Raw genomic sequence first — 26,154 nt, forward strand, 5'->3', positions numbered from 1 at the left:
TTCGGATCAGTGACCCGGGTCAATCGGATTCGTTCAATACCCCATCGCCGATGAGGTGCTCCGGCGCGGATCGGCGCCTCCATACAGCGTACCATCTGGCCCGATTAGTATGCTCTGGATGGCTCCCATGGCGGATTTGGTTACCACCGTGTGGCCCTTTTCCTGAAGTCGTTGAACTGTATCGGGGCTGATGCCCTGTTCAATGCGGATCTCGTCCGGCAGCCACTGATGGTGGATCCGGGGTACGCTCACCGCTGTCTGTATATTCATATTATGGTCGATCACGTTCATTACCACCTGCAACGTGGTGGTAATGATCCTCGAGCCGCCGGGGCTGCCGGTGACCAGGAAGTTCTTGCCGTCCTTGCGGACAATGGTGGGTGACATGGAGCTGAGCATGCGCTTGCCGGGCTCCACCTTGTTGGCCTCGCCGCCGATCAGGCCGTAGGCATTGGGCACGCCGGGCTTGGCGCTGAAGTCGTCCATTTCGTTGTTGAGCAGGAAACCGGCGCCGGCCACGGTGATGCCCGAGCCGTAGCTGAAGTTGATGGTGTAGGTGTTGGAAACCGCGTTGCCCCAGCGATCTACCACGGAAAAGTGGGTGGTCTCGGGGCTTTCGTAGGCCGCGGGCTCGCCGGGACCTATTTCGGTGGCGGGGCGGGCCTGGTCCGGCTGGATGGTCTCACGCAGACCCTCGGCATAGGCCTTGCTGGTGAGGCCGGCGAGCGGAACCTCAACATAGTCGGTATCCCCCAGGTATTGCGAGCGGTCGGCGTAGGCCAGTTTCATGGCTTCGGCCATGTGGTGGATGGTGCTGGCGGAGTTATGGCCCCAGTCGGAAATGGGGTAGCCCTCCAGGATGTTCAGGATCTGAACGATGTGAGTGCCGCCGGAGGAGGGTGGCGACATGGAATAGATGTCGTGGCCGCGATAGGTGCCATGGACCGGCTTGCGGATGGCCGGTTCGTAGTCCTGCAGGTCCTGCTCGGTGATCAGGCCGCCATTGCGCTGCATTTCCTCGGCAATGAGGCGAGCGGTTTCGCCTTCGTAGAAGCCCTCGACGCCGTTATCGGCAATCCGCTGGAGCGTGGCGGCCAGTTCCGGCTGGCGGAAGCGCTCACCCGGCTGCCAGGCCGAGCCGTCTTCCTTGTAGAAGGTCTCGAGGGTCGCTGGCCAGCGCTGCAGCCGATCCTTGGCCTGTTCCAGGCCTTCGGTGAACCGGTGTGGCACGATAAACCCGTCCCGGGCGAGCTTGATCGCGGGTGCCAGGGCGTCTTTTAGGCTGAGGGTGCCATGGCGCTCCAGGGCCAGCGCCAGACCGGCGACCGTACCGGGTACACCGGCTGCCAGGTGGGTAAAGCGGCTGCGGTTGGTGACCACGTTGCCGTCTTCATCCTGGAACATGGTTTCGCTGGCGGCAGCGGGTGCTTTCTCCCGGTAGTCGATGGCTTCGGGGGCACTACCATCACCCGGCGAGAACAGCATGAAACCACCGCCGCCGATATTGCCGGAACGGGGTTGGGTGACGGCCAGGGCAAAGCCCGCCGTGACGGCGGCATCAACGGCATTGCCGCCCTCTTTGAGCACCTCCAGCGCCACCTCCGTAGCGAGGCTGTGGCTGGTAGCCACCATGCCATGTTCGCCCTGGACCGGGTGGAAGCGTTCACCCTCAAGAATGGCCTGGGCCCAAACCGTGGGCAGGCAAGTCATCAGCAGTAAAAGCACGATTATCCGCATGCGTCCATTCCTCGTTTTAGGCGTTCAGATAGGCTATGATAGCCGGTCATTTTTGATGGTGCGTACCGATTGCCCGCCTTGTGTTTTTCCACCGGGGTCCCTGTCGCACCTGCTTTCCCGGATTCAAGTTAAGGAAAGGCTTTCATGGAGCATACCTATCGTCTTGTGATTTCCTGCCCGGATCGGGTCGGAATCGTTGCCAAGGTGAGTAATTTCCTGTCCACCTACAATGGCTGGATTACCGAGGCGAGCCACCATTCGGACACCCAGACCGGCTGGTTCTTCATGCGTCACGAGATCAAGGCCGAGTCCATCCCGTTCGGGCTGGACCAGTTCCGTGCCGCGTTCGAGCCCATTGCCCGCGAGTTCAACATGAACTGGCATATTGCCGACTCCGCGCGGCCCAAGCGGGTCATCCTGATGTGCAGCAAGGAGTCCCACTGTCTGGCGGATCTCCTGCACCGCTGGCACAGCAAGGAGCTGAATGCCGAGATCGTCGCGGTGATTTCCAACCATGATGATTTGCGCCGCATGGTCGAATGGCATGAAATCCCGTATCACCACGTGCCGGTGAGCAAGGAGAACAAGGCCGAGGCCTTCGCTCACATCGAGGAACTGTTCGGGAAGTACGAGACCGATGTCGTCGTGCTGGCGCGCTACATGCAGATCCTCCCGGCCGAGTTGTGCGAGAAGTACGCTGGCAAGGTGATCAATATCCATCACAGCTTCCTGCCGTCCTTCGCCGGTGCGCGCCCGTACCATCAGGCGTACAGCCGCGGTGTTAAGCTGATCGGGGCCACATGCCACTATGTGACCCAGGACCTCGATGAGGGCCCGATCATCGAACAGGACGTCATCCGCATCAATCACAGCGATTCCATCGAAGACATGGTCCGCCTGGGCAAGGATGTGGAGAAAAACGTGCTGGCGCGCGGCCTGCGGGCGCATGTTGAAGACCGGGTGATTACCTACGAAAACAAGACCGTGGTGTTTGGTTAAGGCTTGGCCACAAGTGCCCCGGAATAGGGCGGACTGTGGTATGCTTGGCGGCTTGTTGAAGAATAAATACGGGGCCCGGAAACGGCTCCCGCACGACTTCCAGATAACGCAAAGGAACCTTTCTCGATGGGTGAGTTAGCCAAAGAGATCCTGCCGGTAAACATTGAAGACGAGTTGAAGCAGTCCTACCTCGATTACGCCATGAGCGTCATTGTCGGCCGGGCACTGCCGGATGTGCGTGACGGCCTCAAGCCGGTGCACCGTCGGGTGCTGTTCGCCATGTCCGAGCTGGGCAATGACTGGAACAAGGCCTATAAGAAGTCTGCCCGCGTGGTAGGTGATGTTATCGGTAAATATCACCCCCACGGTGACTCTGCGGTATATGACACCATCGTGCGGATGGCCCAGCCGTTCTCCCTGCGCTACCCGCTGGTGGATGGTCAGGGTAACTTCGGTTCCATTGACGGCGATAACGCGGCGGCCATGCGTTACACCGAGATTCGCATGGAGAAGATTGCCCACTCCCTGCTGGCAGATCTGGATAAGGAAACCGTTGATTACGTCGACAACTACGACGGCACCGAGCGGATTCCCGATGTGCTGCCAACCCGGGTCCCGAACCTGCTGGTGAACGGCTCTTCCGGTATTGCGGTGGGCATGGCCACCAATATCCCGCCCCACAACCTGACCGAAGTGGTCAACGGCTGTCTGGCACTGATTGATAACGGCGATCTGACCGTGGATGAACTCATGGAGTACATTCCCGGCCCGGATTTCCCGACCCAGGGCATCATCAACGGCCGCGCCGGCATCGTCGAGGCCTACCGCACCGGTCGTGGCCGCATCTATATCCGCGCCCGCCACGAGATCGAGCAGGACAAGAAGACCGGTCGCGAATCCATCATCATCACCGAGCTTCCTTACCAGCTCAACAAGGCCCGTCTGATCGAGAAGATCGCCGAGCTGGTGAAAGAAAAGCGTGTTGAAGGTATTTCCGAGCTGCGGGACGAATCCAACAAGGAAGGTATCCGAGTTGTGATCGAACTGCGTCGTGGCGAGAACGCCGACGTGGTGATCAACAACCTGTTCGCCCACACCCAGCTGGAAACCGTGTTCGGTATCAACATGGTTGCCCTGATCAACGGCGAACCCAAGACCCTCAATCTGAAAGAAATGCTGGATGCGTTCCTGCGCCACCGCCGCGAGGTGGTGACCCGCCGGACCATCTACGAACTGCGCAAGGCCCGTGAGCGCGGCCATATTCTCGAAGGCCTGACCGTTGCGCTGGCGAACATCGACGAGATCATTGAGCTGATCAAGCAGTCCCCGACTGCGGCCGAGGCCAAAGAAAAACTGATGGACAAGGGCTGGGCGCCGGGTGATGTGCTGGCCATGCTCGAGCGTGCCGGCGAAGATGCCTGCCGCCCCGATGACCTGCCAGAGATCTACGGCCTGCGCGAAGGCCTTTACCATCTGTCACCGGAACAGGCCCAGGCCATTCTGGACCTGCGTCTGCACCGCCTGACCGGTCTGGAAACCGAGAAGCTGCAGAACGAGTACAAGGAAATCCTCGAGAAGATCGCCGATCTACTCGACATCCTGGGCGATCCGGAGCGCCTGTTGCAGGTGATCCGTGAAGAGCTGGAAGCGATTGTGAACGACTACGGCGACGACCGCCGTACCGAGATAACCAGCTCCCGCCGTGACCTGACCATCGCGGACCTGATCGACGAAGAGGACCTGGTGGTCACCATCTCCCACGGTGGTTACGCCAAGACCCAGGCCGTTGAAGATTACCAGGCCCAGCGACGCGGTGGCCGTGGCAAGGCCGCCACCTCCATGAAGGACGAAGACTTCATCGAGAAACTATTGGTGGCCAACTCCCACGACACCATCCTGTGCTTCTCCAACCGTGGCAAGGTCTATTGGCTGCGTGTGTTCGAGATTCCCCGTGGCAGCCGTGGCTCCCGGGGCCGGCCGATGGTCAATATCCTGCCGCTGGACGAAGGTGAGCGTATCACGACCTTCCTGCCGGTGAAGGATTACCCGGAAGACCAGTTTGTGCTGATGGCCACCTCTAACGGTGTGGTCAAGAAAACCCCGTTGCCGAACTTCTCCCGTCCGCGCAGCAATGGTTTGATCGCCCTGAATCTGGACGAGGGCGATACCCTGGTTGGCGCAGCCATCACCAAGGGCGATGCCGAGGTCATGCTGTTCTCCACCGCCGGCAAGGCAGTGCGCTTCACCGAGGACCAGGTGCGACCCATGAGCCGGACTGCCCGTGGCGTGCGCGGTATCCGGATGCCGGAAGGCCAGCATGTGGTGTCCCTGATCATCCCGGAAGAAGGCGGCGTGATCCTGACCGCCAGTGAGCATGGCTATGGCAAGCGCACCGCGATCGACGAGTTCCCCACTTACAGTCGGGGCAGCCAGGGCGTTATCGCTATGCAGTGCTCCGAGCGTAACGGCGACCTGGTCACCGCGCTCCAGCTGTTTGATGGCGATGAAATGATGCTGATTTCCGATAAGGGTACCCTGGTGCGCACGCGCACAGATGAGGTTTCGGTTCTGAGTCGGAATACTCAGGGTGTGCGTCTGATCCGCCTGTCCCAGGAAGACGAGCGTCTGGTCGGCGTGGAGCGGATTGCAGAATCCGATGATGAAGAGATAGAAGGCGAGGAAAGCGAAGAATGAGCAGGGCGTTCAACTTTTGCGCGGGGCCGGCTACCTTGCCGGAGCCCGTGCTGAAACAGGCCCGGGACGAAATGCTGGACTGGCGTGGTACCGGCATGTCGGTGATGGAAATGAGCCACCGCAGCGACGAGTTCGTGGCCATTGCCGAAACTGCCGAGAAAGACCTGCGTGAATTGGCCGGAATTTCAGATGATTACGCTGTACTCTTCATGCAAGGTGGAGCTTCCAGCCAGTTCTCCACCATCCCCCTGAACCTGCTCGGCGACAAGACCACGGCGGATTACGTCAACACCGGGATCTGGTCCAAAAAGGCGATTGCCGAGGCCAAACGCTACGGTGACGTGAACGTGGTGGCCAGTTCCGAGGACAGCGATTTTACCACCGTGCCGGAACAGTCTACCTGGTCCACCAATGCCGATGCCGCCTACCTGCATTACACCCCGAACGAGACCATCGGTGGCCTGGAATTCGATTTCACACCGGACAGCGGAGATGTGCCCCTGGTGGCAGACATGTCCTCCACCATGCTGTCCCGGCCGGTGGATGTGTCCCGCTATGGGCTGATCTACGCTGGCGCCCAGAAGAACATTGGTCCGTCCGGCCTGGTGGTGGTCATCATCCGCAAGGACCTGCTTGGCAAGGCCCGCAAGGAAACGCCGACGATGATGAATTACCAGGTCATCGCCGACAATGGCTCCATGTACAACACCCCGGCGACCTATTCCTGGTACCTGGCCGGACTGGTTTTCAAGTGGCTGAAGGCGCAGGGAGGCGTCAAGGCCATGGGCGAGATCAACTATCGCAAGGCGAAGAAACTGTATGACTTCATCGACGCCAACGATTTTTACGCCAACCCAATTGAGCCCCGCTTCCGCTCCTGGATGAACGTACCATTCACCCTGGCCGACGATGCCCTGAATGACGACTTCCTCAAGGGTGCGGACGCCCGGAGGCTCCTGAACCTCAAGGGCCATCGCTCCGTGGGCGGGATGCGCGCCAGCATCTATAACGCCATGCCCGAAGCGGGTGTTGACGCACTGATCCAGTACATGACGGAATTTGCGAAGGAGCGTGGCTGATCATGACGGACGAGAAGACCCGTCTGGGCGAACTGCGTGACGAAATCGACAGTATTGACCAGCAGATCATGGACCTCATCAGTGCCCGGGCCCGCTGTGCCCAGGAAGTGGCCCATGTAAAGATGGCTGCGAATCCGGACGAGGATGTGTTCTTCTACCGTCCCGAGCGCGAGGCCCAGGTGCTGCGTCGTATCAAGGAGCACAATCCGGGGCCGCTGCCCGCCGAGGAAATGGCGCGGCTGTTCCGTGAAATCATGTCCGCTTGCCTGGCGCTGGAAAAGCCGATGCACATCGCTTTCCTGGGGCCGATCGGTACCTTTACCCAGGCGGCGGCGCTGAAGCATTTCGGTCATTCCGTTGTCAGTGTCCCTTTACCGGCCATCGACGCCGTCTTCCGTGAGGTGGAGTCCGGTGCAGCCCACTACGGGGTGGTGCCGGTGGAGAACTCCACCGAAGGCATGATCAACCACACCCTGGACATGTTCATGTCATCGCCGCTGAAGATCTGCGGAGAGGTGCAGTTGCGGATTCACCATCACCTGTTGGTGTCTCCGAAGCACAAGGATCAGGAAATAACACGCATCTATTCCCACCAGCAGTCTTTTGCCCAGTGCCGGCAGTGGCTGGATACCCATCGCTACGGCATCGAGCGGGTGACCGTGTCCAGCAACGCCGAAGCCGCGCGCCGGGCCGCCGAGGAGCCGGGTACGGCTGCTATTGCCGGGGATATGGCAGCGGAACTGTATGGCCTGGAGAAGCTGGCCAACAGCATCGAGGATCGTCCGGACAATACCACCCGGTTCCTGATCATCGGGCGGGAGGAAGTGCCGGCCAGTGGTCACGACAAGTCCTCCATCCTGGTGTCCATGCGCAACAAGCCCGGCGCGCTGTATCAGTTGCTGGAGCCGTTCCACCGTCACGGTATCAGTCTGACCCGTATTGAAACCCGGCCGTCGCCCAGTGGCACCTGGGCCTACGTGTTCTACATCGACTTCGAGGGCCACATGGAGGACGAGACCATCCGAAAGGCGCTGGCCGAAGTGGACGAAGAGGCGGTGGAGCTCAAGCGGCTCGGTTCCTACCCAATCGGCGTTTTGTAAAGGAGGCTTTGAATGGCAGTCGATTACCAGAGTCTTGCGGTTAAAGGTGTCCAGGCTTTGTCTCCCTACCAGCCGGGCAAACCGATCGAGGAACTGGCCCGGGAGCTGGGCCTGAAGCCTGCCGAGATCATCAAGCTGGCCAGTAACGAGAATCCGTTGGGGCCCAGCGAAAAGGCGCTGGCTGCCGCCCGGAAAGCACTGTCTGAAATGTGCCTGTATCCGGATGGCAACGGCTTTGATCTCAAGCAGGCGCTGTCCGAGCGCTTCGGCGTGGGCATGGATCAGATCACCCTGGGCAACGGTTCGAACGATGTTCTGGAAGTGGTTGCCCGCTGCTTTGCCGACGCGGATTCCGAAGTGGTGTTCTCCCAGTATGCCTTTGCGGTTTATCCCCTGGTGACCCAGGCCATCGGTGCCAAGGGTGTGTCCGTGCCGGCGAAGGATTGGGGGCATGATCTTGATGCCATGGCCGATGCCGTGACCGAGCGTACCCGCCTGGTATTCGTGGCCAACCCGAACAACCCGACTGGTACTGTGCATACCGCCGATGCGATCGAGGGCTTCCTGGCGAAGATTCCCGAAGATGTGCTGGTGGTTCTGGATGAAGCCTATTGTGAATACCTGACGGGTACCGAGTACCCCGACGGCATTGAACTGCTCGAGCGTTTCCCCAACCTGATCGTCTGCCGCACCTTCTCCAAGGCCTGGGGCCTTGCGGCCTTGCGGGTGGGGTACAGCATCAGTTCGCCTGCGATTGCGGACATCCTCAATCGGGTACGTCAGCCGTTCAACGTGGATACCGTCGCGTTGGCTGCGGCAACTGCGGTCCTGGGGGACGAGGATTATCTGAACCGTTCCCGCGAGGTGAATGCCGAAGGGCTGAGGCAGCTGGCGGACGGTTTTGACCGAATGGGGCTGCCTTACATACCTTCCGCAGGAAACTTCATCGCCGTGGAAGTCGGAGAGCAGGCCCTGGCGATATATCACACGTTGCTTGAACACGGGGTCATCGTGCGGCCGATTGCCGGTTACGGTATGCCGGAACACCTGCGGGTTTCTGTCGGCCTTGCCAGGGAAAACGAACGCTTCCTCGACGCCCTTGCCGAGGCCCTGAGTGCCGCCGGGGAGGGTGGCTGAAGTGGGCGACGGCGAGCCACTTTTCAAGCGCGTTGCCATTATCGGTCTGGGGCTCATCGGCGGGTCTCTGGCCAGTGCCATCAGACAGCACCGGCTGGCCGGCCAGGTAGTCGGTTATGACCGGCGGGCCGAAGAGCTTGACCTCGGCGAGGAGCTGGGTGTTATCGACGTGGCGGCCGAGTCCCTGGAACAGGCCGTTCGCGGCAGTGATCTGGTGGTGCTGGCGGTTCCGGTACGCGCGACCCGTGCGGTGCTTACAGAGCTCAAGCCGTTTCTCGACAGCGACACAATGCTGTCCGATGTCGGCAGTACCAAATCCAGTTTTGTGGCGGACGTTGAAGCCGTTTTCGGTGAGCTTTCTCCCCACGTGATTCCCGGTCACCCGATTGCCGGATCCGAAAAAAGCGGCATCCGGGCAGCCAATCCCGAGTTGTTTGCCAATCACAAGGTCATCCTGACGCCGGCGGATAACGCCCATCAGCCCGCTGTCGAGCGGCTCAGGGCGCTGTGGGAAGGCTGTGGCGCCACCGTGTTGACGATGTCCGTGGCTTACCATGACGAAGTACTGGCCGCCACCAGCCACCTGCCACACCTCATTGCTTTTTCCCTCGTGGACACCCTTGCCGGGGAAGACGAGAATATGGATATCTTCCGGTATGCCGCCGGCGGTTTCCGGGATTTCACCCGGATCGCGGCCAGTGACCCGGTGATGTGGCATGACATCTTTCTGTCGAACCGGGATGCGGTGCTCCGGGTTATCGACCACTTTACCCATGATCTGGACCAGTTGCGGTCTGCCATTGCCGCTGGCGATGGGGCAATGCTGCTCCGGGTCTTCAGTCGCGCCAAGGCGGCGCGGGAACACTTCACCAAGATGCTTTCAGGACAGGCGTACGTGACTAACAACAGCGAAAAGCAGGTAACCTTCCAGCTCCAGCCCGGTGGCTCCATCCGGGGTGATATCCGGGTTCCGGGTGACAAATCCATGTCCCACCGTTCCATCATGCTGGGTGCCCTGGCGGAGGGAATTACCGAGGTCAAAGGTTTCCTCGAAGGTGAAGACAGCCTGGCGACCCTGCAGGCATTCCGTGACATGGGCGTGACCATCGAAGGCCCGGAAGACGGCTTCGTTCGCATCCACGGTGTCGGTATGCACGGCCTGCAGGCACCCCGGGGCCCGCTCTACCTGGGGAATTCCGGAACCGCCATGCGCCTGTTTGCCGGTTTGCTGGCCACCCAACCGTTCGATTCCGAGCTGACCGGTGATGCCAGTCTGTCCAAGCGTCCCATGGGACGCGTTGCCGATCCGCTCCGGGCCATGGGTGCGGTGATCGACACCGCCGAGGGTGGCCGCCCGCCGCTGAAGATTCGTGGTGGTCATAAACTGACCGGCATTCATTATGAAATGCCCGTGGCCAGTGCCCAGGTCAAGTCCTGCCTGTTACTGGCGGGCCTCTATGCCGAGGGCGTTACCTCGGTGACCGAACCTGCGCCGACACGGGACCACACCGAGCGCATGCTGGAGGGCTTCGGCTATCACGTTTACCGTGACGGCGCGACCGCCAGTGTGTCCGGCGGCGGCAAGCTGACTGCCTGCGCCATCGATGTGCCCGCGGATATTTCTTCCGCCGCCTTCTTCCTGGTGGCCGGGAGCATTGCCCCGGATTCCGAACTGGTGCTGCGCCATGTCGGCATGAACCCGACCCGGGTCGGTGTCATCAATATCCTGCGCCAGATGGGCGCCGATATTGAAGTACTCGAGGAGCGGGAAATCGGCGGCGAGCCGGTGGCCGACCTGCGTGTGCGCTCTGCCGAGCTCAAGGGCATCGACATCCCGGAAGAGCAGGTTCCCCTGGCCATCGACGAATTCCCTGTGCTGTTCGTCGCCGCCACCTGCGCGCAGGGCCGTACTGTGCTCCGCGGCGCCGAGGAACTGCGGGTGAAGGAAAGTGACCGGATCCAGGTCATGGCGGATGGCCTGGCAGCCTTGGGCGTGGAGACGACCGTTACCCCGGATGGCATCATCATCGATGGCGGCCAGGACATCGGCGGTGGAACCGTGAACAGCCACGGGGATCATCGGATCGCCATGTCGTTTGCGGTGGCATCGCTGAGGGCAACCGGCCCGATCGAGATCACAGACTGTGCCAACGTGGCCACCTCCTTCCCGAGCTTTGTGGAGCTGGCGCAGCAGACCGGTATCCAGATCCGTACAGAAGGTGGTGAGTAATGGCAGACAGCAAGGCACCGGTCATCGCGGTGGATGGCCCCGGCGGTTCGGGCAAGGGCACCATCACCCAGATGCTGGCGCAGAAGCTGGGCTGGCATCTGCTGGACAGTGGCGCCCTGTATCGTCTGACCGCCCTGGCAGCCATGCGGCAGGGCGTTTCCTTTGATGATGAACAGGGACTGGTCAGGGTGGCGTCTTCGCTGAACGTGACCTTCGAGCCGACCCCGGCCGGTCAGCCCGCGAAAGTATTGCTGGCAGGCGAAGATGTCACCTCCGAGATCCGTACCGAAACCTGTGGCGATAACGCTTCGCGGGTGGCGGTCATGCAGCCCGTCCGGGATGCGTTGTTGCAGCGGCAGCGGGACTTTCGCCAGGCGCCCGGTCTGGTTGCCGATGGCCGCGACATGGGCACAGTGGTGTTCCCGGATGCGCCGGTGAAAATCTTCCTGACGGCCAGTGCCGAGGAACGGGCCCGGCGACGTTTTAACCAGTTGAAGGAAGCGGGTGTCGATGTTAATATTGATGCCCTTTTAGAGGAGATACGGGTTCGTGACGAACGGGATATGAACCGTTCCGCAGCCCCTCTCAGGCCCGCGGATGATGCGCAAGTCATTGATTCTACGGGGTTGAGTATAGAAGAGGTGTTGGACAGGTGTATGGCCGCAGCAGGTCAGGCCTGACTACACCTTTTTGTCGTTGAAATGCCGGAAACAGCGTTATTTGCCAGCCGCTGGCTGATTCCGGAAATCGTTAACAGACCGTGTTGCTGGCGGCACGGAGTACACTTGCGTTGATCACATAGGACACATAATGAGCGAGAGCTTTGCGGATCTTTTTGAAGAAAGCCTGAAAGAAATTGACATGCAACCGGGTTCCATCGTCCAGGGAACCGTAGTTGACGTCGACAACGACTGGGTCACCGTTAACGCCGGACTGAAGTCCGAGGGCGTTATCCCCGCCTCCCAGTTCCTCAACGAAAAAGGCGAGTTGGAAGTAGCTGTCGGCGATGTTGTCGATGTGGCTCTCGATGCTGTTGAAGATGGCTTCGGTGAAACCCGTCTTTCCCGCGAGAAGGCCAAGCGTGCCGAAGCGTGGAAAGTACTGGAGAAGTCCTTCGAGGCTGAAGAAGTTGTTAAAGGCGTGATCAATGGCAAGGTCAAGGGCGGTTTCACCGTCGACCTGTCTGGTATTCGTGCCTTCCTGCCGGGTTCCCTGGTAGACGTTCGTCCGGTTCGCGACACTGCGCACCTGGAGAACAAAGAACTGGAATTCAAGGTTATCAAGCTGGACCAGAAGCGTAACAACGTGGTTGTTTCCCGCCGCGCCGTTCTGGAAGCTGAAAACAGCGAGCAGCGTGAAGCTCTGCTCGAGACCCTGACCGAGGGTATGGAAATCAAGGGTATCGTCAAGAACCTGACCGACTACGGCGCGTTCGTGGATCTGGGTGGTGTTGACGGCCTGCTGCACATCACCGATATGGCCTGGAAGCGCATCAAGCATCCGAGCGAAATCGTGAACGTTGGTGACGAGATCAACGTCAAGGTGCTGAAGTTCGATCGCGAGCGCAACCGTGTTTCCCTGGGTCTGAAGCAGCTGGGCGAAGATCCCTGGGTCGACATCAAGGGTCGTTACCCGGAAGGCTCCAAGGTTACTGCACGCGTAACCAACCTGACCGACTACGGCTGCTTTGCCGAGCTGGAAGAGGGTGTTGAAGGTCTGGTACACGTGTCCGAAATGGACTGGACCAACAAGAACATCCATCCGTCCAAGGTTGTTCAGGTCGGTGACGAAGTAGAAGTCATGATCCTGGATATCGACGAAGAGCGTCGTCGTATCTCCCTGGGTATCAAGCAGTGCGTATCCAACCCGTGGGAAGACTTCTCCAGCAAGTTCAACAAGGGCGACCGCATCTCCGGTAAGATCAAGTCCATCACTGACTTTGGTATCTTCATCGGTCTGGAAGGCGGCATCGACGGACTGGTTCACCTGTCCGACATCAGCTGGAACGAGACTGGCGAAGAAGCCGTTCGCGAATACAAGAAGGGCGACGAAGTCGAGACCGTTATCCTGTCTGTTGATCCGGAGCGTGAGCGTATCTCCCTGGGCATCAAGCAGCTGGAAAGCGATCCGTTCGCCGAGTTTGTGCAGCTGAACGACAAGGGCTCCATCGTCAAGGGTACTGTATCCGCTGTTGACGCCAAAGGCGCAACCGTTGCCCTGAACGACGAGGTTGAGGCGGTACTGAAAGCCTCTGAAATCAGCCGTGACCGTGTTGAAGACGCACGCAACGCGCTGAAGGAAGGTGAAGAAGTCGAAGCGAAGATCATCAGCATCGACCGCAAGAACCGCGTCATTAACCTGTCCATCAAGTCCAAGGACGTTGAAGACGACAAGCAGGCGCTGGAAAGCGTCCGTAGCAAAGCCGCTGAATCTTCTGGTGCGACCACCATCGGTGATCTCATCAAGGAACAGATGCAGCAGCAGAACGCCAACAAGGAATAAGTTTCCTTCTGGTGTGAAAAAAACGGGCTCTAAGAGCCCGTTTTTTTTGTGTTTTTTTCTGGTTTGACTAAACTAGGACAAGAAATCACGGTAATAGACTACCGAATAATAAATAAGAGGGAAGCGCCTCATGACGAAGTCCGAACTGGTCGAACTGATTGCTTCCAAGCAGACCCAGTTGTCTGTGAAGGATGTTGAACTTGCAGTGAAAACCATCATAGAGCATATGTCCCAGTCGCTCGCGGATGGTCAGAGAATCGAAATTCGGGGATTTGGCAGCTTTTCCCTCCATCACCGGGCGGCCCGTGTCGGGCGTAACCCCAAGACCGGTGAGGCAGTGAACTTGCCGGCAAAGTATGTGCCCCATTTCAAACCCGGGAAGGAACTCCGGGAGCAGGTCAATGACAGCCTGAAAAAAGGTTTCTAGGGTCTCGCAGAGAACATGAAGATTCGGGCCTGTTGAGCCCTACGGAGTGCTTACGCTATGGCAGGATTGCAGAAAATCCTCATTATTCTGTTGGTACTGGTCCTGATTTTATTGGCACTCGTATTCTCGCTGAATAACCAGATGGCGGTCTCCCTTAATTTTCTGCTGTTCGAGACCCAACCCCACGGCGTGGCCGTCTGGATTATTATGGCGTTCGTCATTGGCGCGTTGTTTGGCGTTCTGATGACCATGCTGGCGACCGTTCGGACATCCGTATCGCGGCGAACCCTCAAAAAACGACTCGATCGTGCCGAGCAGGCATTGGAGAAATCCAGGGCTGAGAACGACCGGACTCTTTAATGGATATAGTGCTTCAGTGGCTGCTGCTGACCGCGGCAGTCGCGGCCGGCTGGATGGCTGGCCGGCTTGGCAGTAACAACCGTAGTTCGAAAAGCGCCATCTCTGACGAAGACTCGGTCCGCGATCGCCTTCAATTCCTGTTTACCAACTACTCCGACCAGGCGGTCGAAAATTTCGTCCAGTCTCTCGCCGTCAACAAGGACACCGTCAGCCTGCACCTTTCCATTGGCAGTCACTTCCGGAACAAGGGCGAGACCGACCGCGCCATCCTGATTCACCAGAACCTCCTTGCCCGCCCCGAGTTGCCCGGCCGTTTTTCGCCGCAGGTGACGATGGAGCTTGCCCTGGACTATCTCAATGCCGGCTTGTTGGACCGCGCCGAAGCGCTGCTGCACCAGATCATGGGTGACCGGGAATACGGTCGCGACGCAGCGCTCCAGCTGATCGAGCTGTACCAGCAAGAACGCGAGTGGGGCAAGGCGGCCGACGTGGCCCGCACTCTCGCCAAGGGCGATTCCGATGTGGCGCTGTTCAAGACCCTGGCCTACATCACCTGCGAGCTCGCCGAGCAGGCACTGAAACACGACGACAGGTGGACGGCCCAGAAGTTGACCAAGGAGGCCCTGGAATACGACCGCTCCTGCGTCCGTGCCACGCTGATCCTGATGAGCCTTCTCATTCGGCAGGGCAGCTTCAGGGAAGCGGGTAAGGAAAGCCTCAAGGTATTCGACCAGAACCCGGAGTTCGGGCCGGAAGCGATCGACCGCCTGATGAAACTCGAGCGCGAGCATGGCGACGTAGGCCGTCTGGTAAAGAAGCTCCGCAAACTCTACGAGAAATATCCCAGCACGAGTTTGCTGCTGGCTCTGGTAGAATCCGTCGAACGCTCTTCCGGGCGGCCGGCGGCGATTGATCTGCTGCGCCAGGAACTGGAAAGCCGCCCATCTGTGCGCGGACTGCTCCGGCTGGTGGAAATGGCGGGTTACGAGAAAGGCATGACCACGGATGAAGGCCGCCTGGTCAGCCGCATCGGTCATCTGCTCCTGTCCAACCGCCCGGTCTACCGCTGCGTCAGCTGCGGCTTCTCCGGTCGGCAGCTACACTGGCTTTGCCCGAGCTGCAAGCAATGGGAAACCATCCGCCCGATCCAGGGCGTGGAAGCCGAATAAACCCGTCACGATTTATCCCAGGAACCGAACCGTGCAAAACCCCTCTGACCCCAAAATCATCGTCGCCCTCGACTTCCCCTCCCAGGACCCGGCACTGGCCCTGGTCGACCAGCTGGACCCGGCCAAATGTCGCCTGAAAGTCGGCAAGGAACTGTTCACCCGCTCTGGTCCGCAGCTGGTACAGGCGCTGCAGGGCAGGGGCTTCGACGTGTTCCTGGACCTGAAATTCCACGACATCCCGAACACCACCTCCGCTGCCGTTGCCGCTGCGGCCGATCTCGGTGTCTGGATGGTAAATGTCCACGCCTCCGGCGGTGAAAAGATGATGGTCGCCTGCCGCGAACGTCTCGAATCTTTCGGCGCCGACAAGCCCCTGCTGATCGCAGTCACGGTCCTCACCAGCATGGGACCGGAAGACCTGGCCGGCATCGGTATCACCGACTCCCCGGAAGTTCAGGTATCACGCCTCGCCACCCTGACCAGAAACTGCGGCCTCGACGGCGTCGTCTGCTCCGCGCAGGAAGCGCCGAAGCTAAAAGCCGAGCAGGGCGCCGACTTCAAACTGATCACCCCGGGGATCCGGCCGCTGACCGCCGACAAAGGCGACCAACAACGCATCATGACTCCCACGGATGCCCTCAAAGCCGGTTCCGATTACCTCGTGATTGGCCGTCCGATTACTCAGGCGCCTGATCCATTGGCTGCCTTGGAGGCTATTCATGTGGAGGTGATTGGCCTCTAATTTGTTTTCTGTCCTTTGATCCTGCCCCAGCCTGCTGTCTTGGCGGGCTGGTGGTGTGGGGTCGCCCTCCCAAAAACCGCTACGAGCACGTCCATGTGCGCTTGTTTCAGGCCATCCCTGGCCTTCAACATTTTTGGGAGGGCGGCCCCACACCACCGGTCTAGGCATTCGGGGGTATCGCAACTGATCTGAAAGAGAATTTTGGGGAGGGTTGATGGGAGATTCTCTCCGCGCTCCAGCGAAGTCGTATATCTCCTGGATTCAGAGGGGCGATGGGTACCTGCTCCCAAAAATGTGCGGAGCCATGGATGGCGGAGCCAAGCGCACATGGACGTGCTCGTAGCGGTTTTTGGGAGCAGGTACCCATTGCCCCTTGCACCAGAACTGGAAGGCTAGGGCAGGAATCAGTCGAACGAACAAAGCAACGAAAAACCAACACAAAAAAGCCCGCTAACTCAGAGAATTAGCGGGCTTTCGGAATATTGGCTCCCCGAGCTGGGCTCGAACCAGCGACAAACGGATTAACAGTCCGTTGCTCTACCAACTGAGCTATCGGGGAACGTCGTCATGTGACGAGGCGCGTATATTAAGGTGGCTATACCGCCTCGTCAACCCCTGACAAAAACTTTTTAGCCAAGCGCCTTCTGCAAACGCTCAACCGCCTTCTGCAGGTTCTCCATGCTGGTCGCGAAGCTCAAACGCATGTGGCCCGGGGCACCGAAAGCGGAGCCCGGCACGATCGCCACGCCGGCGTCGGTCAGCAGCTTCTCGGCGAACTCCACATCGGTGCTGACGCTGTCATCCGCATCAATGGCGCCCTGGAAGCTCGGGAACACATAAAAGGTGCCGTCGCCAGTCAGGCACTCAACACCCGGCAGCTTGTTCAGGGCATCTACCAGCCAGTCGTGGCGTTCCTTGAACGCTTTGACCATCTCGCCCACGCACGCCTGGTCACCGTCCAGGGCGGCGGTTGCTGCAGCCTGGGAGATGGAGCAGGGGTTGGATGTGCTCTGGGACTGGATCTTCTTCATCGCGCCGATGATCTTCGCCGGGCCCGCAGCATAGCCGATACGCCAGCCGGTCATGGAATAGGCCTTGGAAACACCGTTCAGTACGAAGGTGCGCTCGTACAGTTCCGGACAGGCGTTCACGATGTTGCAGAACGGCTTGCCGGTCCACAGGATCGGCTCGTACATGTCGTCGGTGGCGATCATGATGTTCGGGTGCTTCTTCAGCACCTCACCAATCGCCTTCAGCTCTTCCATGGAGTAGGCCATGCCACTCGGGTTGGACGGGCTGTTGATCACGAACAGGCGGGTACGCTCGGTGATGGCGTTCTCCAGCTGCTCCGGAGTGATCTTGAAGCGGGTGTCGGCGCTGGTCTCGATGATGACCGGCTTGCCTTCGGCGACCAGTACCATGTCCGGGTAGGAAACCCAGTAAGGGGCCGGGATGATGGCCTCGTCGCCTTCGTTCAGTGTGGCAAGTGCCAGGTTGAAAAAGCTCTGTTTGCCACCACTGCTTACCAGTATCTGGTTGGCTTCGTATTCCAGGCCGTTGTCCCGTTTGAACTTCGCAATAATCGCTTTTTTCAAGGCCGGCGTACCATCCACGGCGGTGTATTTGGTCTGGCCGTTATTGATGGCTTCAATGGCTGCCTGTTTGATGTGCTCGGGGGTGTCGAAGTCCGGCTCGCCTGCACCCAGGCCAATGATGTCCTGGCCGGCTGCGCGGAGTTCCGCGGCCTTGTTGGTGACTGCGAGGGTGGGAGAGGGCTTGATAGCCTGTACTCGGCTGGAAAGTTGAAGGTCCAAACTTGAGCTCCTTAAAGCTGCGTCCTATTGGGCTGCGATCGGCCGGGGGAGCCATTGCTGGCTGATTTTCGCCCAGCCGTCGATCGCACTGATGGTATCATGAAGCCAGCGTAACGCTAAATTTCTCGATGGTATAAGTCCGCCACAGCGGGCACCGCGCAAATCCGGAGGTTATCCGCCAGTTATGGCAAAGCAAGAAACCAGTACTGCACAGAGCGGGGTGTTCCGAGTCGATTCCCCCTACCAGCCGGCCGGTGATCAGCCCAAGGCGATCGAGGGCCTGGTGGATGGTATCCAGTCCGGCCTGGCGCACCAGACGCTGCTCGGGGTGACCGGCTCGGGGAAAACCTTCACCGTCGCCAATGTGATCGAGCACGTGCAGCGGCCCACCATCATCATGGCCCATAACAAGACTCTGGCGGCTCAGCTGTATGGCGAGTTCCGCGAGTTCTTTCCGGACAACGCGGTGGAGTACTTCGTCTCCTACTACGACTATTACCAGCCGGAAGCCTACGTGCCGTCCTCGGACACCTTCATCGAGAAAGACGCCTCCATCAACGAGCACATCGAGCAGATGCGGCTGTCCGCCACCAAGGCGCTGCTGGAGCGGCCGGATGCGATCATCGTGGCCACGGTGTCGTCCATCTACGGTCTGGGTGACCCCCAGTCCTACCTGAAGATGATGCTGCACCTGGACCGGGGCGATCAGATCGACCAGCGCTTCATCCTGCGTCGTCTGGCCGAGCTTCAGTACACCCGCAATGACGTGGAATTCCACCGGGCCAATTACCGGGTCCGGGGCGATGTCATCGATGTGTTCCCGGCGGAATCGGAGAAGGAGGCCATCCGGATCGAGCTGTTCGATGACGAGGTGGAGAATCTCAGCTATTTCGATCCGCTCACCGGCGAGGTCCTGCGTCGGGTGCCCCGGGTGACCATCTACCCGAAATCCCACTACGTCACTCCGCGGCAGACAGTGCTGGATGCGGTGGAGCACATCAAGGTGGAGCTGGATGAACGCCTGCAGCAGTTGCGGGACAACAATCGGCTGGTGGAAGCCCAGCGCCTGGAGGAGCGTACCCGGTACGACATCGAGATGATGCTCGAGCTCGGTTACTGCAACGGCATCGAGAACTACTCCCGGTACCTGTCCGGGCGTCGGCCGGGGGAGGCGCCGCCAACCCTGTTCGATTACCTGCCGCCCAACGCTTTGCTGGTGGTGGACGAGTCCCACGTGACCATTCCCCAGATCGGTGCCATGTACAAGGGTGACCGGTCGCGCAAGGAAACCCTGGTGGAATACGGGTTCCGGCTGCCCTCGGCGCTGGATAACCGGCCGATGCGCTTCGAGGAATGGGAACGTATTGCGCCGCAGATGATTTTTGTCTCGGCGACGCCGGGGAATTATGAGGCCGAACATGCCGGCCAGGTGGTTGAGCAGGTGGTCCGTCCCACCGGCCTGCTGGATCCGGAAATCGAGGTTCGGCCGGCCTCCACCCAGGTGGATGACCTGCTGTCAGAAATTCACGCTCGGGTGAAGGTACAGGAGCGGGTTCTGGTGACCACCCTGACCAAGCGCATGGCGGAAGACCTGACCGATTTCCTGATGGAACACGACATCAAGGTCCGGTACCTGCACTCGGATATCGACACTGTGGAGCGGGTTGAGATCATCCGGGATCTGCGCCGGGGCGAGTTTGATGTGCTGGTGGGGATAAACCTGTTGCGGGAAGGTCTGGATATGCCGGAAGTCTCCCTGGTGGCGATTCTGGATGCCGACAAGGAAGGCTTCCTGCGCAGTGAACGGTCCCTGATCCAGACCATCGGTAGGGCCGCTCGTAACGTGCACGGCAAGGCGATCCTCTACGGCGATAGGATCACCGGCTCCATGCAGCGGGCGATCGATGAGACCGAGCGGCGCCGGGAGAAGCAGACCGCTTTCAACGAAGAGCATGGCATCACGCCGACCGGCCTGAACAAGAAGATCGCCGACATCATGGAAGGTGCGGCCGGTGGTGGCGGCCGTGGCCGTCGCACGGCCGAGCGTCCGGGTCAGAAGGCGGCCGAGGAGGCCGAACAGTATCGGGCGAAGGCCGGCAACCGGTCGCCGGAGGAAGTACTCAAGGAAGTGGCGCGCCTGGAGGACGAGATGTACAAGGCGGCCTCGGACCTGGATTTCGAGACCGCCGCACGCCTGCGGGACGAGATTTCCGAACTCAAGGAGGCGGCCCTGCGGACCGGCTGATTAACCGGTTCGTTTCGGCCCGACAATCACCGCTGCCTGCAACGGCTGGTTGCGGCCGTAGCTGGACATCCGGGTGAAGACCCGTTTGTCCACCGGCAGGTACTGTTTGTCTGCCACGGTCTCTCCCGCCTGTACGTCGATTTCCGGATCGTGCAGGTAAACGAACTCCTCGTCGATGGCACAAACGGTGACCCAGTGCGGCACCCGGCTGCGGTTCAGTTGCCAGGTGCTGATCAGGATGACCGGAATGCGTCCCTCGTGCAGGGCGCTCTCCATGCTCTCGAGGGTCAGCGGGTCATGGTGAAGCTGGATGCCGGTGGCGCCGATATCGTGGAGGAAACCTTCATGCACCAGTTCCAGCACTCTTTTTTTGTCTTCATTGCGCACCGTGTCCTTGAACAGGGCGCCTTCCTGGCTGATCCAGGCACTGGCTTCCAAACCCCGGTTCCAGCAGGCCAGAGCGAGGCCGTGGGGGCCACAGCCGCCGTGGCCGGCGAGCATGAAAATAGTCGTGGCCTCGCGCCAGATCTTCAGCTCTTCCAGGGTGGTGACCGGCTGGTTCTCATCCAGCGCGGCCATGGCCATGATCAGGGCTGAAGGGCCACAGGTGAATTCGGTGGTCTGCGGGTAATAGGGAACCGGCAGAAACTCCCGGCTCGGCTCGTAGTAAAGGATCCTGCGCTCGAAGCGGAGCGCATCGCCGTGGTCTTCGTAGTAATCGCGGTAGGTACCGAACTGCCGGTAGCCCAGGCGCTTGTAGAGATTGATGGCGCCGGGATTATCTTCCCGCACTTCCAGGCGCATGATGATGCGGTCGGCCTCGGCTGCTTCCTTTTCGGCCTCCCGGATCAGCATTTCACCAACACCCCGGCCCCGGGCCGCGGGAGCGACTGCAATGGAGTAGACCCGCGCCAGACGGGTGGCAGCGTTCATCAGCACCAGGCAATAGCCGACCAGCTCGCCGTCCTGTTCGGCCACAATCAGCCGGTCCCGGGGCACTTCCAGAAAACGGCGGAAACTCCGCCGGGAAAGCCGGTCGTCGCTAAAACAGCGATGCTCCAGCTGCACCAGATTGTCCAAGTCGGAACTGACAGCTTGGCGAAGTGTTACATCAGGCATGGTTTTGCTGGCCCTGAGCGGTGGGAAGGGCAGGCTCGCGGGCTTCCCTCTTGCGGCTATTATGGTAGAGAGCGGCTTTTACGCAAGCCCCGCCGGCATGCGTAAAAGCACGCACGGCGGGGTGATTGTGGAATATCGGGGCCGGGCGTATTGTTGCGCAATCAAGGCGGCTGAACCTTCAGGGAGGAATGCCACAGATGTCCCGTTTGCTCATTGTTGTTGATCGCGCCAAAGACTGGGCACCGTATTACCCCAGCGAAGATGTGCTGACCTTTGACCAGTATCTGCAGTACTCCTCGTCATCCACCGGACGGGTGCGGGTCATCAACCTGTGCCAGAGCGCAAAATACCTGAGCAAGGGCTATTACTGTTCGCTATTGGCCGAAGCCCGCGGCCACCACGTGGTGCCTTCGGTGATGACCCTCAACGATCTCAGCCGCAAGGGCCTGTTCTCGCTGGAGTTGGAAGAACTCGACCCCAGCGTACTCAACTGGCTGGATGCCGCCGGTTGGGAAATTGAATCTGCGAGCGAGGAGAAGGACGCAACCGTTGAGGTCCGGATCCGCACCTACTTTGGCCAGGCCGAGCACCAGGATCTGAAGCCGGTTGCCCGGGCACTGTTCGAGAGCTTTCCGTGTCCCATCCTGGAAGTCGTCTTCAAACGCCGCAAGAATTGGCAGATCGCCTCCATGCGGCCTGCGGCGCCGGCGGACCTTTCCGAGCAGGAGCAGGATCTTTTTGCGGCCGCGCTGGACCGTTTCAGTACCATGGTCTGGCGCAAGCCACGGACCCGCCGCCGCTATCGCTTCGATCTGGCGATGCTGGTGAATCCGGAGGAGGAGATGCCGCCGAGCGATGAAGCAGCCCTCAAGCGCTTCGAGAAAGCGGGCCGGAAACTGGGAATCAATGTGGAACGGATCACCCGGCGGGACTACATGCGGCTGCCGGAATACGATGGCCTGTTCATCCGCGAGACCACGGCCATTGACCACCACACCTACCGTTTTGCCCGCAAGGCCGAAGCCGAGGGCATGGTGGTCATTGATGATCCGGTCTCCATCCTGCGCTGCACCAACAAGGTATTCCTGGCGGACCTGCTGCGAAATAACAAGGTGCCGACACCGAAAACCCTGATCCTGTCCCGGGACCAGAAAGATGCGGTGGAGTATGTGGTCAGTACGCTGGGCTTCCCGGTGGTCATCAAGATCCCGGACGGGGCATTCTCCCGTGGGGTGACCAAGGCCCGGGACGAGAAGGAGTTGCGGGCAGGGCTTCGGGAATTGTTCCGGCAGTCAGCCCTGGTGCTGGCCCAGGAATATCTGTACACGGACTACGACTGGCGGATCGGCGTGCTGGGTGGCCGCGCCATCTATGCCTGCAAGTACATGATGGTCAAGGGGCACTGGCAGATCTACCAGCATGGAGAGTCCAAGGTAGAGAGCGGTGATTTCGAGACGCTGCCCACCTATGAGGTGCCCAGGGCCGTGATCCAGGCCGCCTTGAACGCTACGCGCCTTATTGGTGATGGTCTGTACGGAGTCGACATCAAACAGTCCGGCAACCGGGTGGCCATCATCGAGGTAAATGACAACCCCAGTGTCGATTCCGGCGTCGAGGACAAGTTCCTCGGTGGCGAACTCTATACACTGATCATGCAGGAATTCCTGTCCCGCATGGAGGCCAAGAGGCGGGGCTGAGCGGGCAGGTCGGCTGTTACGGCTCGCCCAGCCAGATCCTCACGCTGCCGAACCATGGGTAGTGCTCCAGAGCCTGGCGGACCTGCTCGTTGGTGATGTCGCCGGACTTGTCCGGGGCATCGAAGAAGAGTTCCAGGTGTACCTTGTTTTTAAGGTAGTGGAGTCGGAGCCTGCTGTGGGTCGGGAGTTCCCCCATGGTTTCATACAGCATCTGGCGAATTTCCTTTCGAGAAGGCAGGCGCTCTGAGGTCGGCGCTTGCTCCTCATCGTTCTCTGCGTCGATATGGAAATTGATATCGCGGATGTTGTCGAGTTCCTGCCGCATGCCGGACACCACCTGCATGCCGATCTGGTGGCCCTCTGAAACGCTGATATCCGGTCGCACTACCAGGTGAACATCCAGCAGGATGTCGTGCCCCATGCGGCGGCTGCGCAGTTCATGGACATTGCGCACGCCGTCCGTCTCGTGGGCGATGGCCTTCAGTTTTTGCGTATCCTCCTGGGAAAGCCCGGTGTCCACCAGTTCCTTAACGCTGTCCCAGGTGAATTTCCAGCCGATGTGGATGATGATCAGCGCGATGACCACCGCAGCCAGCACATCCAGCCACTCCCAGCCCATCATGGCACCCACGGTGGAGAGCAGGACCACAACCGACGAGAAGGCATCGGTGCGACTGTGCCAGGCGTTGGCAATGATCAGGTCCGACCGGATCGCCTGGCCTACCCGGCGGGTATAGTGATAAATCCACTCCTTGCCAGCAACGGAAAGTCCGGCTGCCACCAGGACTGGCCAGCCCGGCACGTCGCTGATTCCACCGGCAAAGAGCCGCAACAGGTTTTCCCACGCCAGGGCCGCGCCGACAGCGATAAGAATGCTGCCGAGCAGTAAAGTGCCGAAGGTTTCGATACGCTGGTGGCCGTAAGGGTGATTCTCGTCCGGTTCCTGCCGGGATACACGCATTACCGCCAGTACCACGAAGTCAGAAGCGACATCGGTAAAGGAGTGGATGCCGTCCACAAACAGGGCCTGGGAGTTGAAAAGTGTACCACCGATGACTTTTATGACACCGAGGACGGCATCAAGAATCATTCCGATTATGGTGACCTTCGAGGCCGCCCTCATTTCCTTGTTCAGGGCATCCTGGGTACTGGACGTCGTGGAAACGGGGTCTTGCATTCGGAATGGCTCCGGCAGTTGAGTGTCCCGGAAAGTATAACGTTAAACCCCGCTCCTGTGGGGACGGGCGTTACACGCCTGATCGTGCCATTTATGCACATGGTTGCATTTTGGTGACGATGCAAAGAACCTTGACTATGTGTAGCCGCGGGAGCTTTGAGTATTATAAGTTATTGAAAAACATAACAAAATAAACTGGTTAAAAAATGATCAATTTGTAGGCTGGCGCAGTTATCAAGGGGTCTGAAAGTTTGCCCCGTGATTTTCAACAGGGTTATCCACAGATTCCGTGGAAAAGCTCACGAGATGTTAATGAGACAAGCAGTTACGAGCGATTGCTCAGGCAAGCGGGATGCTGTGGAAAACTTCCGGTATACTCCCGCCCACTGACATTCAGGGAGTTATCTGATGTACGGCGTTATCCGCAACCTGTTATTCCGTTTTCCACCCGAGCAAGCCCACAATTTGGCGCTGGGCAGTCTTGATGTTGCCCAAAAACTGGGCTTGTTGAGCGCTTTTTCGCCAAAAATAGATGCATTGCCGGTCAATGTTATGGGGCTGGACTTCCCCAATCCCGTGGGACTGGCGGCGGGCCTGGACAAGAATGCTGATCATCTGGACGCCCTCGGCGCCCTGGGCTTTGGATTCATCGAGGTGGGAACGGTCACACCGCGAGCGCAACCGGGTAACCCCAGGCCCCGTATGTTTCGCCTCCCCGAGCACCAGGCGATCATCAACCGCATGGGTTTCAACAATGAGGGTCTGGAACACCTGCTCCACCGGGTGGATCACAGGCATTACCGGGGCATTCTCGGGATCAATGTCGGCAAGAACAAGGACACTCCGAACGAGGAGTCGGAGTCAGACTATCGCAAGGGCATTGCGGCGGTATACTCCCGGGCCGATTACATCACGGTGAACGTGTCGTCGCCCAATACTCCGGGGCTTCGGGATCTGCAGTTCGGGGATTCGTTGAAAGGTCTGCTGGAGGCGATCAAGGACGAGCAGCGCCGGTGTGAACAAGAAACCGGAAAGTACGTTCCCATTGCGGTAAAGATTGCGCCGGACATGGACGACACCGGCATCCGGTTTGTGGCCAATGCGCTGCTGGACACTGGCCTTGACGGCGTTATCGCCACCAACACCACCATCAGCCGTGATGCCGTGGCCGGCCACCGTCACGCAGATGAGGCGGGCGGCCTCAGTGGTGACCCGGTCCGTGAGGCCTCCCTGAGAGTTATCCAGGGGCTGTATGCAGAACTCGGGGAACGATTACCTATTATCGGCGTGGGTGGCATTACCGACGGCGAGAGTGCCGCAGAGAAGGTGAGGGCGGGTGCAAAACTGGTGCAGATCTACACGGGCTTCATCTACAAGGGGCCGGCGTTGATAAAAGAGGCGGTGGAGGCCATTCGGCGGGAAACGTCAGGAGGCTGAAAAAAGATGGGCCCGCTTAGCGGGCCCGTGCGGGGAATAAACCCCGTTGCGCTTCTTCGCATGGTACGGGGCGGGAGGCCCCGTTTGGGTTGCTCTTGGTACTGCGTCAAATTGTGTAGAAAAAGATCAGATCAAGATTCGGGGTTGCTGGTGAATGTCCGTCACGCTGATGTGACATTGGCAAGTTTGTGAATACCGGAGACGCCGGTCATGCCCTCCCAGTTATCTGTGCGACCTTCGCGCCACCCGTTCAGCCATTCCTGTCGCACTTCCGGTTGTTCGATCGGGCAGCTGTCTTTCGGCTTTCCGGACACTCCGGCGAGATAACCCCTTTTATATGCACGGGCGTACATGTCTCTTTTCTGTCTTTTCATGCCGTTCCTCACTAATGGATTAACAGAACAAGCGTGTACACATCTGCAGTGGTCGTGGCAATTCGGGTTTCCCTCCGGGACAACCCCCTATTGCCAGCTTTGACCAGAGCAGTCA

Annotated in this window: 20 protein-coding genes and 1 tRNA gene; 15 read left to right on the forward strand and 6 right to left on the reverse strand. The window is 59.5% G+C overall.

What is annotated here, in order from left to right; genetic code table 11:
• Nucleotides 1-33: 33 nt before the first annotated feature.
• On the reverse strand, nt 34-1,737 hold the full coding sequence (ggt, locus tag DET50_RS07705; RefSeq protein ID WP_113862286.1) for a gamma-glutamyltransferase: 1,704 nt from the start codon (nt 1,735-1,737) through the stop codon (nt 34-36).
• 144 nt (nt 1,738-1,881) lie between these two features.
• Here ggt and purU point away from each other — a divergent pair, with 144 nt between their 5' ends.
• The 12 genes from purU (at nt 1,882) to pyrF (ending at nt 16,176) form a co-directional block, all read left to right on the forward strand.
• Nucleotides 1,882-2,736, forward strand: a complete 855-nt coding sequence (gene purU, locus DET50_RS07710; RefSeq protein ID WP_113862287.1) for a formyltetrahydrofolate deformylase — start codon at nt 1,882-1,884, stop codon at nt 2,734-2,736.
• 126 nt (nt 2,737-2,862) lie between these two features.
• Nucleotides 2,863-5,430 (forward strand): DNA gyrase subunit A, encoded by a 2,568-nt coding sequence (gyrA, locus tag DET50_RS07715; RefSeq protein WP_113862288.1) that lies wholly within the window; start codon nt 2,863-2,865, stop codon nt 5,428-5,430.
• Nucleotides 5,427-6,509: a 3-phosphoserine/phosphohydroxythreonine transaminase gene (serC, locus tag DET50_RS07720; protein WP_113862289.1), complete on the forward strand. Its 1,083-nt coding sequence runs from the start codon at nt 5,427-5,429 to the stop codon at nt 6,507-6,509. Before gyrA ends, serC begins: the two co-directional genes overlap by 4 nt.
• Nucleotides 6,510-6,511: 2 nt before the next feature.
• Nucleotides 6,512-7,609: a prephenate dehydratase gene (pheA, locus tag DET50_RS07725; protein ID WP_113862290.1), complete on the forward strand. Its 1,098-nt coding sequence runs from the start codon at nt 6,512-6,514 to the stop codon at nt 7,607-7,609.
• Nucleotides 7,610-7,621: 12 nt separating this feature from the next.
• Nucleotides 7,622-8,746, forward strand: coding sequence for a histidinol-phosphate transaminase (hisC, locus tag DET50_RS07730; RefSeq protein WP_113862291.1), 1,125 nt, complete (start codon nt 7,622-7,624; stop codon nt 8,744-8,746).
• Between the two features lies 1 nt (nt 8,747).
• Nucleotides 8,748-10,976: a bifunctional prephenate dehydrogenase/3-phosphoshikimate 1-carboxyvinyltransferase gene (locus tag DET50_RS07735; RefSeq protein WP_113862355.1), complete on the forward strand. Its 2,229-nt coding sequence runs from the start codon at nt 8,748-8,750 to the stop codon at nt 10,974-10,976.
• Nucleotides 10,976-11,656, forward strand: a complete 681-nt coding sequence (gene cmk, locus DET50_RS07740) for a (d)CMP kinase (RefSeq protein WP_113862292.1) — start codon at nt 10,976-10,978, stop codon at nt 11,654-11,656. The genes DET50_RS07735 and cmk overlap by 1 nt, the downstream gene beginning before the upstream one ends.
• A gap of 130 nt (nt 11,657-11,786) precedes the next feature.
• Nucleotides 11,787-13,478, forward strand: a complete 1,692-nt coding sequence (gene rpsA / locus DET50_RS07745) for a 30S ribosomal protein S1 (RefSeq protein WP_008938049.1) — start codon at nt 11,787-11,789, stop codon at nt 13,476-13,478.
• Between the two features lie 130 nt (nt 13,479-13,608).
• Nucleotides 13,609-13,905, forward strand: a complete 297-nt coding sequence (locus DET50_RS07750) for an integration host factor subunit beta (protein ID WP_008938050.1) — start codon at nt 13,609-13,611, stop codon at nt 13,903-13,905.
• A gap of 57 nt (nt 13,906-13,962) precedes the next feature.
• Nucleotides 13,963-14,265 carry a LapA family protein gene (locus tag DET50_RS07755; protein ID WP_113862293.1) on the forward strand — a complete coding sequence of 101 codons (303 nt, stop codon included), beginning with the start codon at nt 13,963-13,965 and terminating at the stop codon, nt 14,263-14,265.
• A complete protein-coding gene (gene lapB / locus DET50_RS07760; protein ID WP_113862294.1) occupies nt 14,265-15,434 on the forward strand; it encodes a lipopolysaccharide assembly protein LapB in 1,170 nt (389 codons plus the stop codon). Before DET50_RS07755 ends, lapB begins: the two co-directional genes overlap by 1 nt.
• Before the next feature lie 31 nt (nt 15,435-15,465).
• Complete coding sequence (pyrF, locus tag DET50_RS07765) at nt 15,466-16,176, forward strand: orotidine-5'-phosphate decarboxylase (protein WP_113862295.1); 711 nt, start codon at nt 15,466-15,468, stop codon at nt 16,174-16,176.
• 483 nt (nt 16,177-16,659) lie between these two features.
• Here pyrF and DET50_RS07770 read toward each other — a convergent pair.
• Nucleotides 16,660-16,735 (reverse strand) — tRNA-Asn (locus DET50_RS07770).
• A gap of 70 nt (nt 16,736-16,805) precedes the next feature.
• Nucleotides 16,806-17,990 (reverse strand): pyridoxal phosphate-dependent aminotransferase, encoded by a 1,185-nt coding sequence (locus tag DET50_RS07775; protein WP_113862296.1) that lies wholly within the window; start codon nt 17,988-17,990, stop codon nt 16,806-16,808.
• A 184-nt stretch (nt 17,991-18,174) separates the two neighbouring features.
• Between DET50_RS07775 and uvrB the strand changes: the two genes are divergently transcribed.
• Nucleotides 18,175-20,235 (forward strand): excinuclease ABC subunit UvrB, encoded by a 2,061-nt coding sequence (gene uvrB, locus DET50_RS07780; RefSeq protein ID WP_113862297.1) that lies wholly within the window; start codon nt 18,175-18,177, stop codon nt 20,233-20,235.
• On the opposite strand, the gene rimI is transcribed toward uvrB, so the two are convergent.
• Nucleotides 20,236-21,354 carry a ribosomal protein S18-alanine N-acetyltransferase gene (rimI, locus tag DET50_RS07785; RefSeq protein WP_113862298.1) on the reverse strand — a complete coding sequence of 373 codons (1,119 nt, stop codon included), beginning with the start codon at nt 21,352-21,354 and terminating at the stop codon, nt 20,236-20,238.
• Nucleotides 21,355-21,551: 197 nt separating this feature from the next.
• Between rimI and DET50_RS07790 the strand changes: the two genes are divergently transcribed.
• Nucleotides 21,552-23,051 carry a RimK family protein gene (locus tag DET50_RS07790; RefSeq protein WP_113862299.1) on the forward strand — a complete coding sequence of 500 codons (1,500 nt, stop codon included), beginning with the start codon at nt 21,552-21,554 and terminating at the stop codon, nt 23,049-23,051.
• Between the two features lie 16 nt (nt 23,052-23,067).
• Here the strand turns inward: DET50_RS07790 and DET50_RS07795 are convergent, their stop codons facing one another.
• Complete coding sequence (locus DET50_RS07795; protein WP_113862300.1) at nt 23,068-24,228, reverse strand: cation diffusion facilitator family transporter; 1,161 nt, start codon at nt 24,226-24,228, stop codon at nt 23,068-23,070.
• A 408-nt stretch (nt 24,229-24,636) separates the two neighbouring features.
• Here DET50_RS07795 and DET50_RS07800 point away from each other — a divergent pair, with 408 nt between their 5' ends.
• The gene (locus DET50_RS07800; RefSeq protein ID WP_113862301.1) at nt 24,637-25,665 is read left to right on the forward strand and encodes a quinone-dependent dihydroorotate dehydrogenase; all 1,029 of its coding nucleotides are present in this window, start codon (nt 24,637-24,639) and stop codon (nt 25,663-25,665) included.
• Between the two features lie 161 nt (nt 25,666-25,826).
• Here the strand turns inward: DET50_RS07800 and rmf are convergent, their stop codons facing one another.
• Nucleotides 25,827-26,039: a ribosome modulation factor gene (gene rmf / locus DET50_RS07805; protein ID WP_092002744.1), complete on the reverse strand. Its 213-nt coding sequence runs from the start codon at nt 26,037-26,039 to the stop codon at nt 25,827-25,829.
• Nucleotides 26,040-26,154: the final 115 nt, after the last annotated feature.

The organism is Marinobacter pelagius, from assembly GCF_003315345.1.
Lineage (GTDB): Bacteria > Pseudomonadota > Gammaproteobacteria > Pseudomonadales > Oleiphilaceae > Marinobacter > Marinobacter pelagius_A.

Excerpts from the sequence above, each read along its gene's own strand:
- ggt (WP_113862286.1), bottom strand. The coding sequence starts at position 1,737 with ATGCGGATAATCGTGCTTTTACTGCTGATGACTTGCCTGCCCACGGTT.
- purU (WP_113862287.1), top strand. The coding sequence starts at position 1,882 with ATGGAGCATACCTATCGTCTTGTGATTTCCTGCCCGGATCGGGTCGGA.
- gyrA (WP_113862288.1), top strand. The coding sequence starts at position 2,863 with ATGGGTGAGTTAGCCAAAGAGATCCTGCCGGTAAACATTGAAGACGAG.
- serC (WP_113862289.1), top strand. The coding sequence starts at position 5,427 with ATGAGCAGGGCGTTCAACTTTTGCGCGGGGCCGGCTACCTTGCCGGAG.
- pheA (WP_113862290.1), top strand. The coding sequence starts at position 6,512 with ATGACGGACGAGAAGACCCGTCTGGGCGAACTGCGTGACGAAATCGAC.
- hisC (WP_113862291.1), top strand. The coding sequence starts at position 7,622 with ATGGCAGTCGATTACCAGAGTCTTGCGGTTAAAGGTGTCCAGGCTTTG.
- cmk (WP_113862292.1), top strand. The coding sequence starts at position 10,976 with ATGGCAGACAGCAAGGCACCGGTCATCGCGGTGGATGGCCCCGGCGGT.
- rpsA (WP_008938049.1), top strand. The coding sequence starts at position 11,787 with ATGAGCGAGAGCTTTGCGGATCTTTTTGAAGAAAGCCTGAAAGAAATT.
- DET50_RS07750 (WP_008938050.1), top strand. The coding sequence starts at position 13,609 with ATGACGAAGTCCGAACTGGTCGAACTGATTGCTTCCAAGCAGACCCAG.
- DET50_RS07755 (WP_113862293.1), top strand. The coding sequence starts at position 13,963 with ATGGCAGGATTGCAGAAAATCCTCATTATTCTGTTGGTACTGGTCCTG.
- lapB (WP_113862294.1), top strand. The coding sequence starts at position 14,265 with ATGGATATAGTGCTTCAGTGGCTGCTGCTGACCGCGGCAGTCGCGGCC.
- uvrB (WP_113862297.1), top strand. The coding sequence starts at position 18,175 with ATGGCAAAGCAAGAAACCAGTACTGCACAGAGCGGGGTGTTCCGAGTC.
- rimI (WP_113862298.1), bottom strand. The coding sequence starts at position 21,354 with ATGCCTGATGTAACACTTCGCCAAGCTGTCAGTTCCGACTTGGACAAT.
- DET50_RS07790 (WP_113862299.1), top strand. The coding sequence starts at position 21,552 with ATGTCCCGTTTGCTCATTGTTGTTGATCGCGCCAAAGACTGGGCACCG.
- DET50_RS07795 (WP_113862300.1), bottom strand. The coding sequence starts at position 24,228 with ATGCAAGACCCCGTTTCCACGACGTCCAGTACCCAGGATGCCCTGAAC.
- DET50_RS07800 (WP_113862301.1), top strand. The coding sequence starts at position 24,637 with ATGTACGGCGTTATCCGCAACCTGTTATTCCGTTTTCCACCCGAGCAA.
- rmf (WP_092002744.1), bottom strand. The coding sequence starts at position 26,039 with ATGAAAAGACAGAAAAGAGACATGTACGCCCGTGCATATAAAAGGGGT.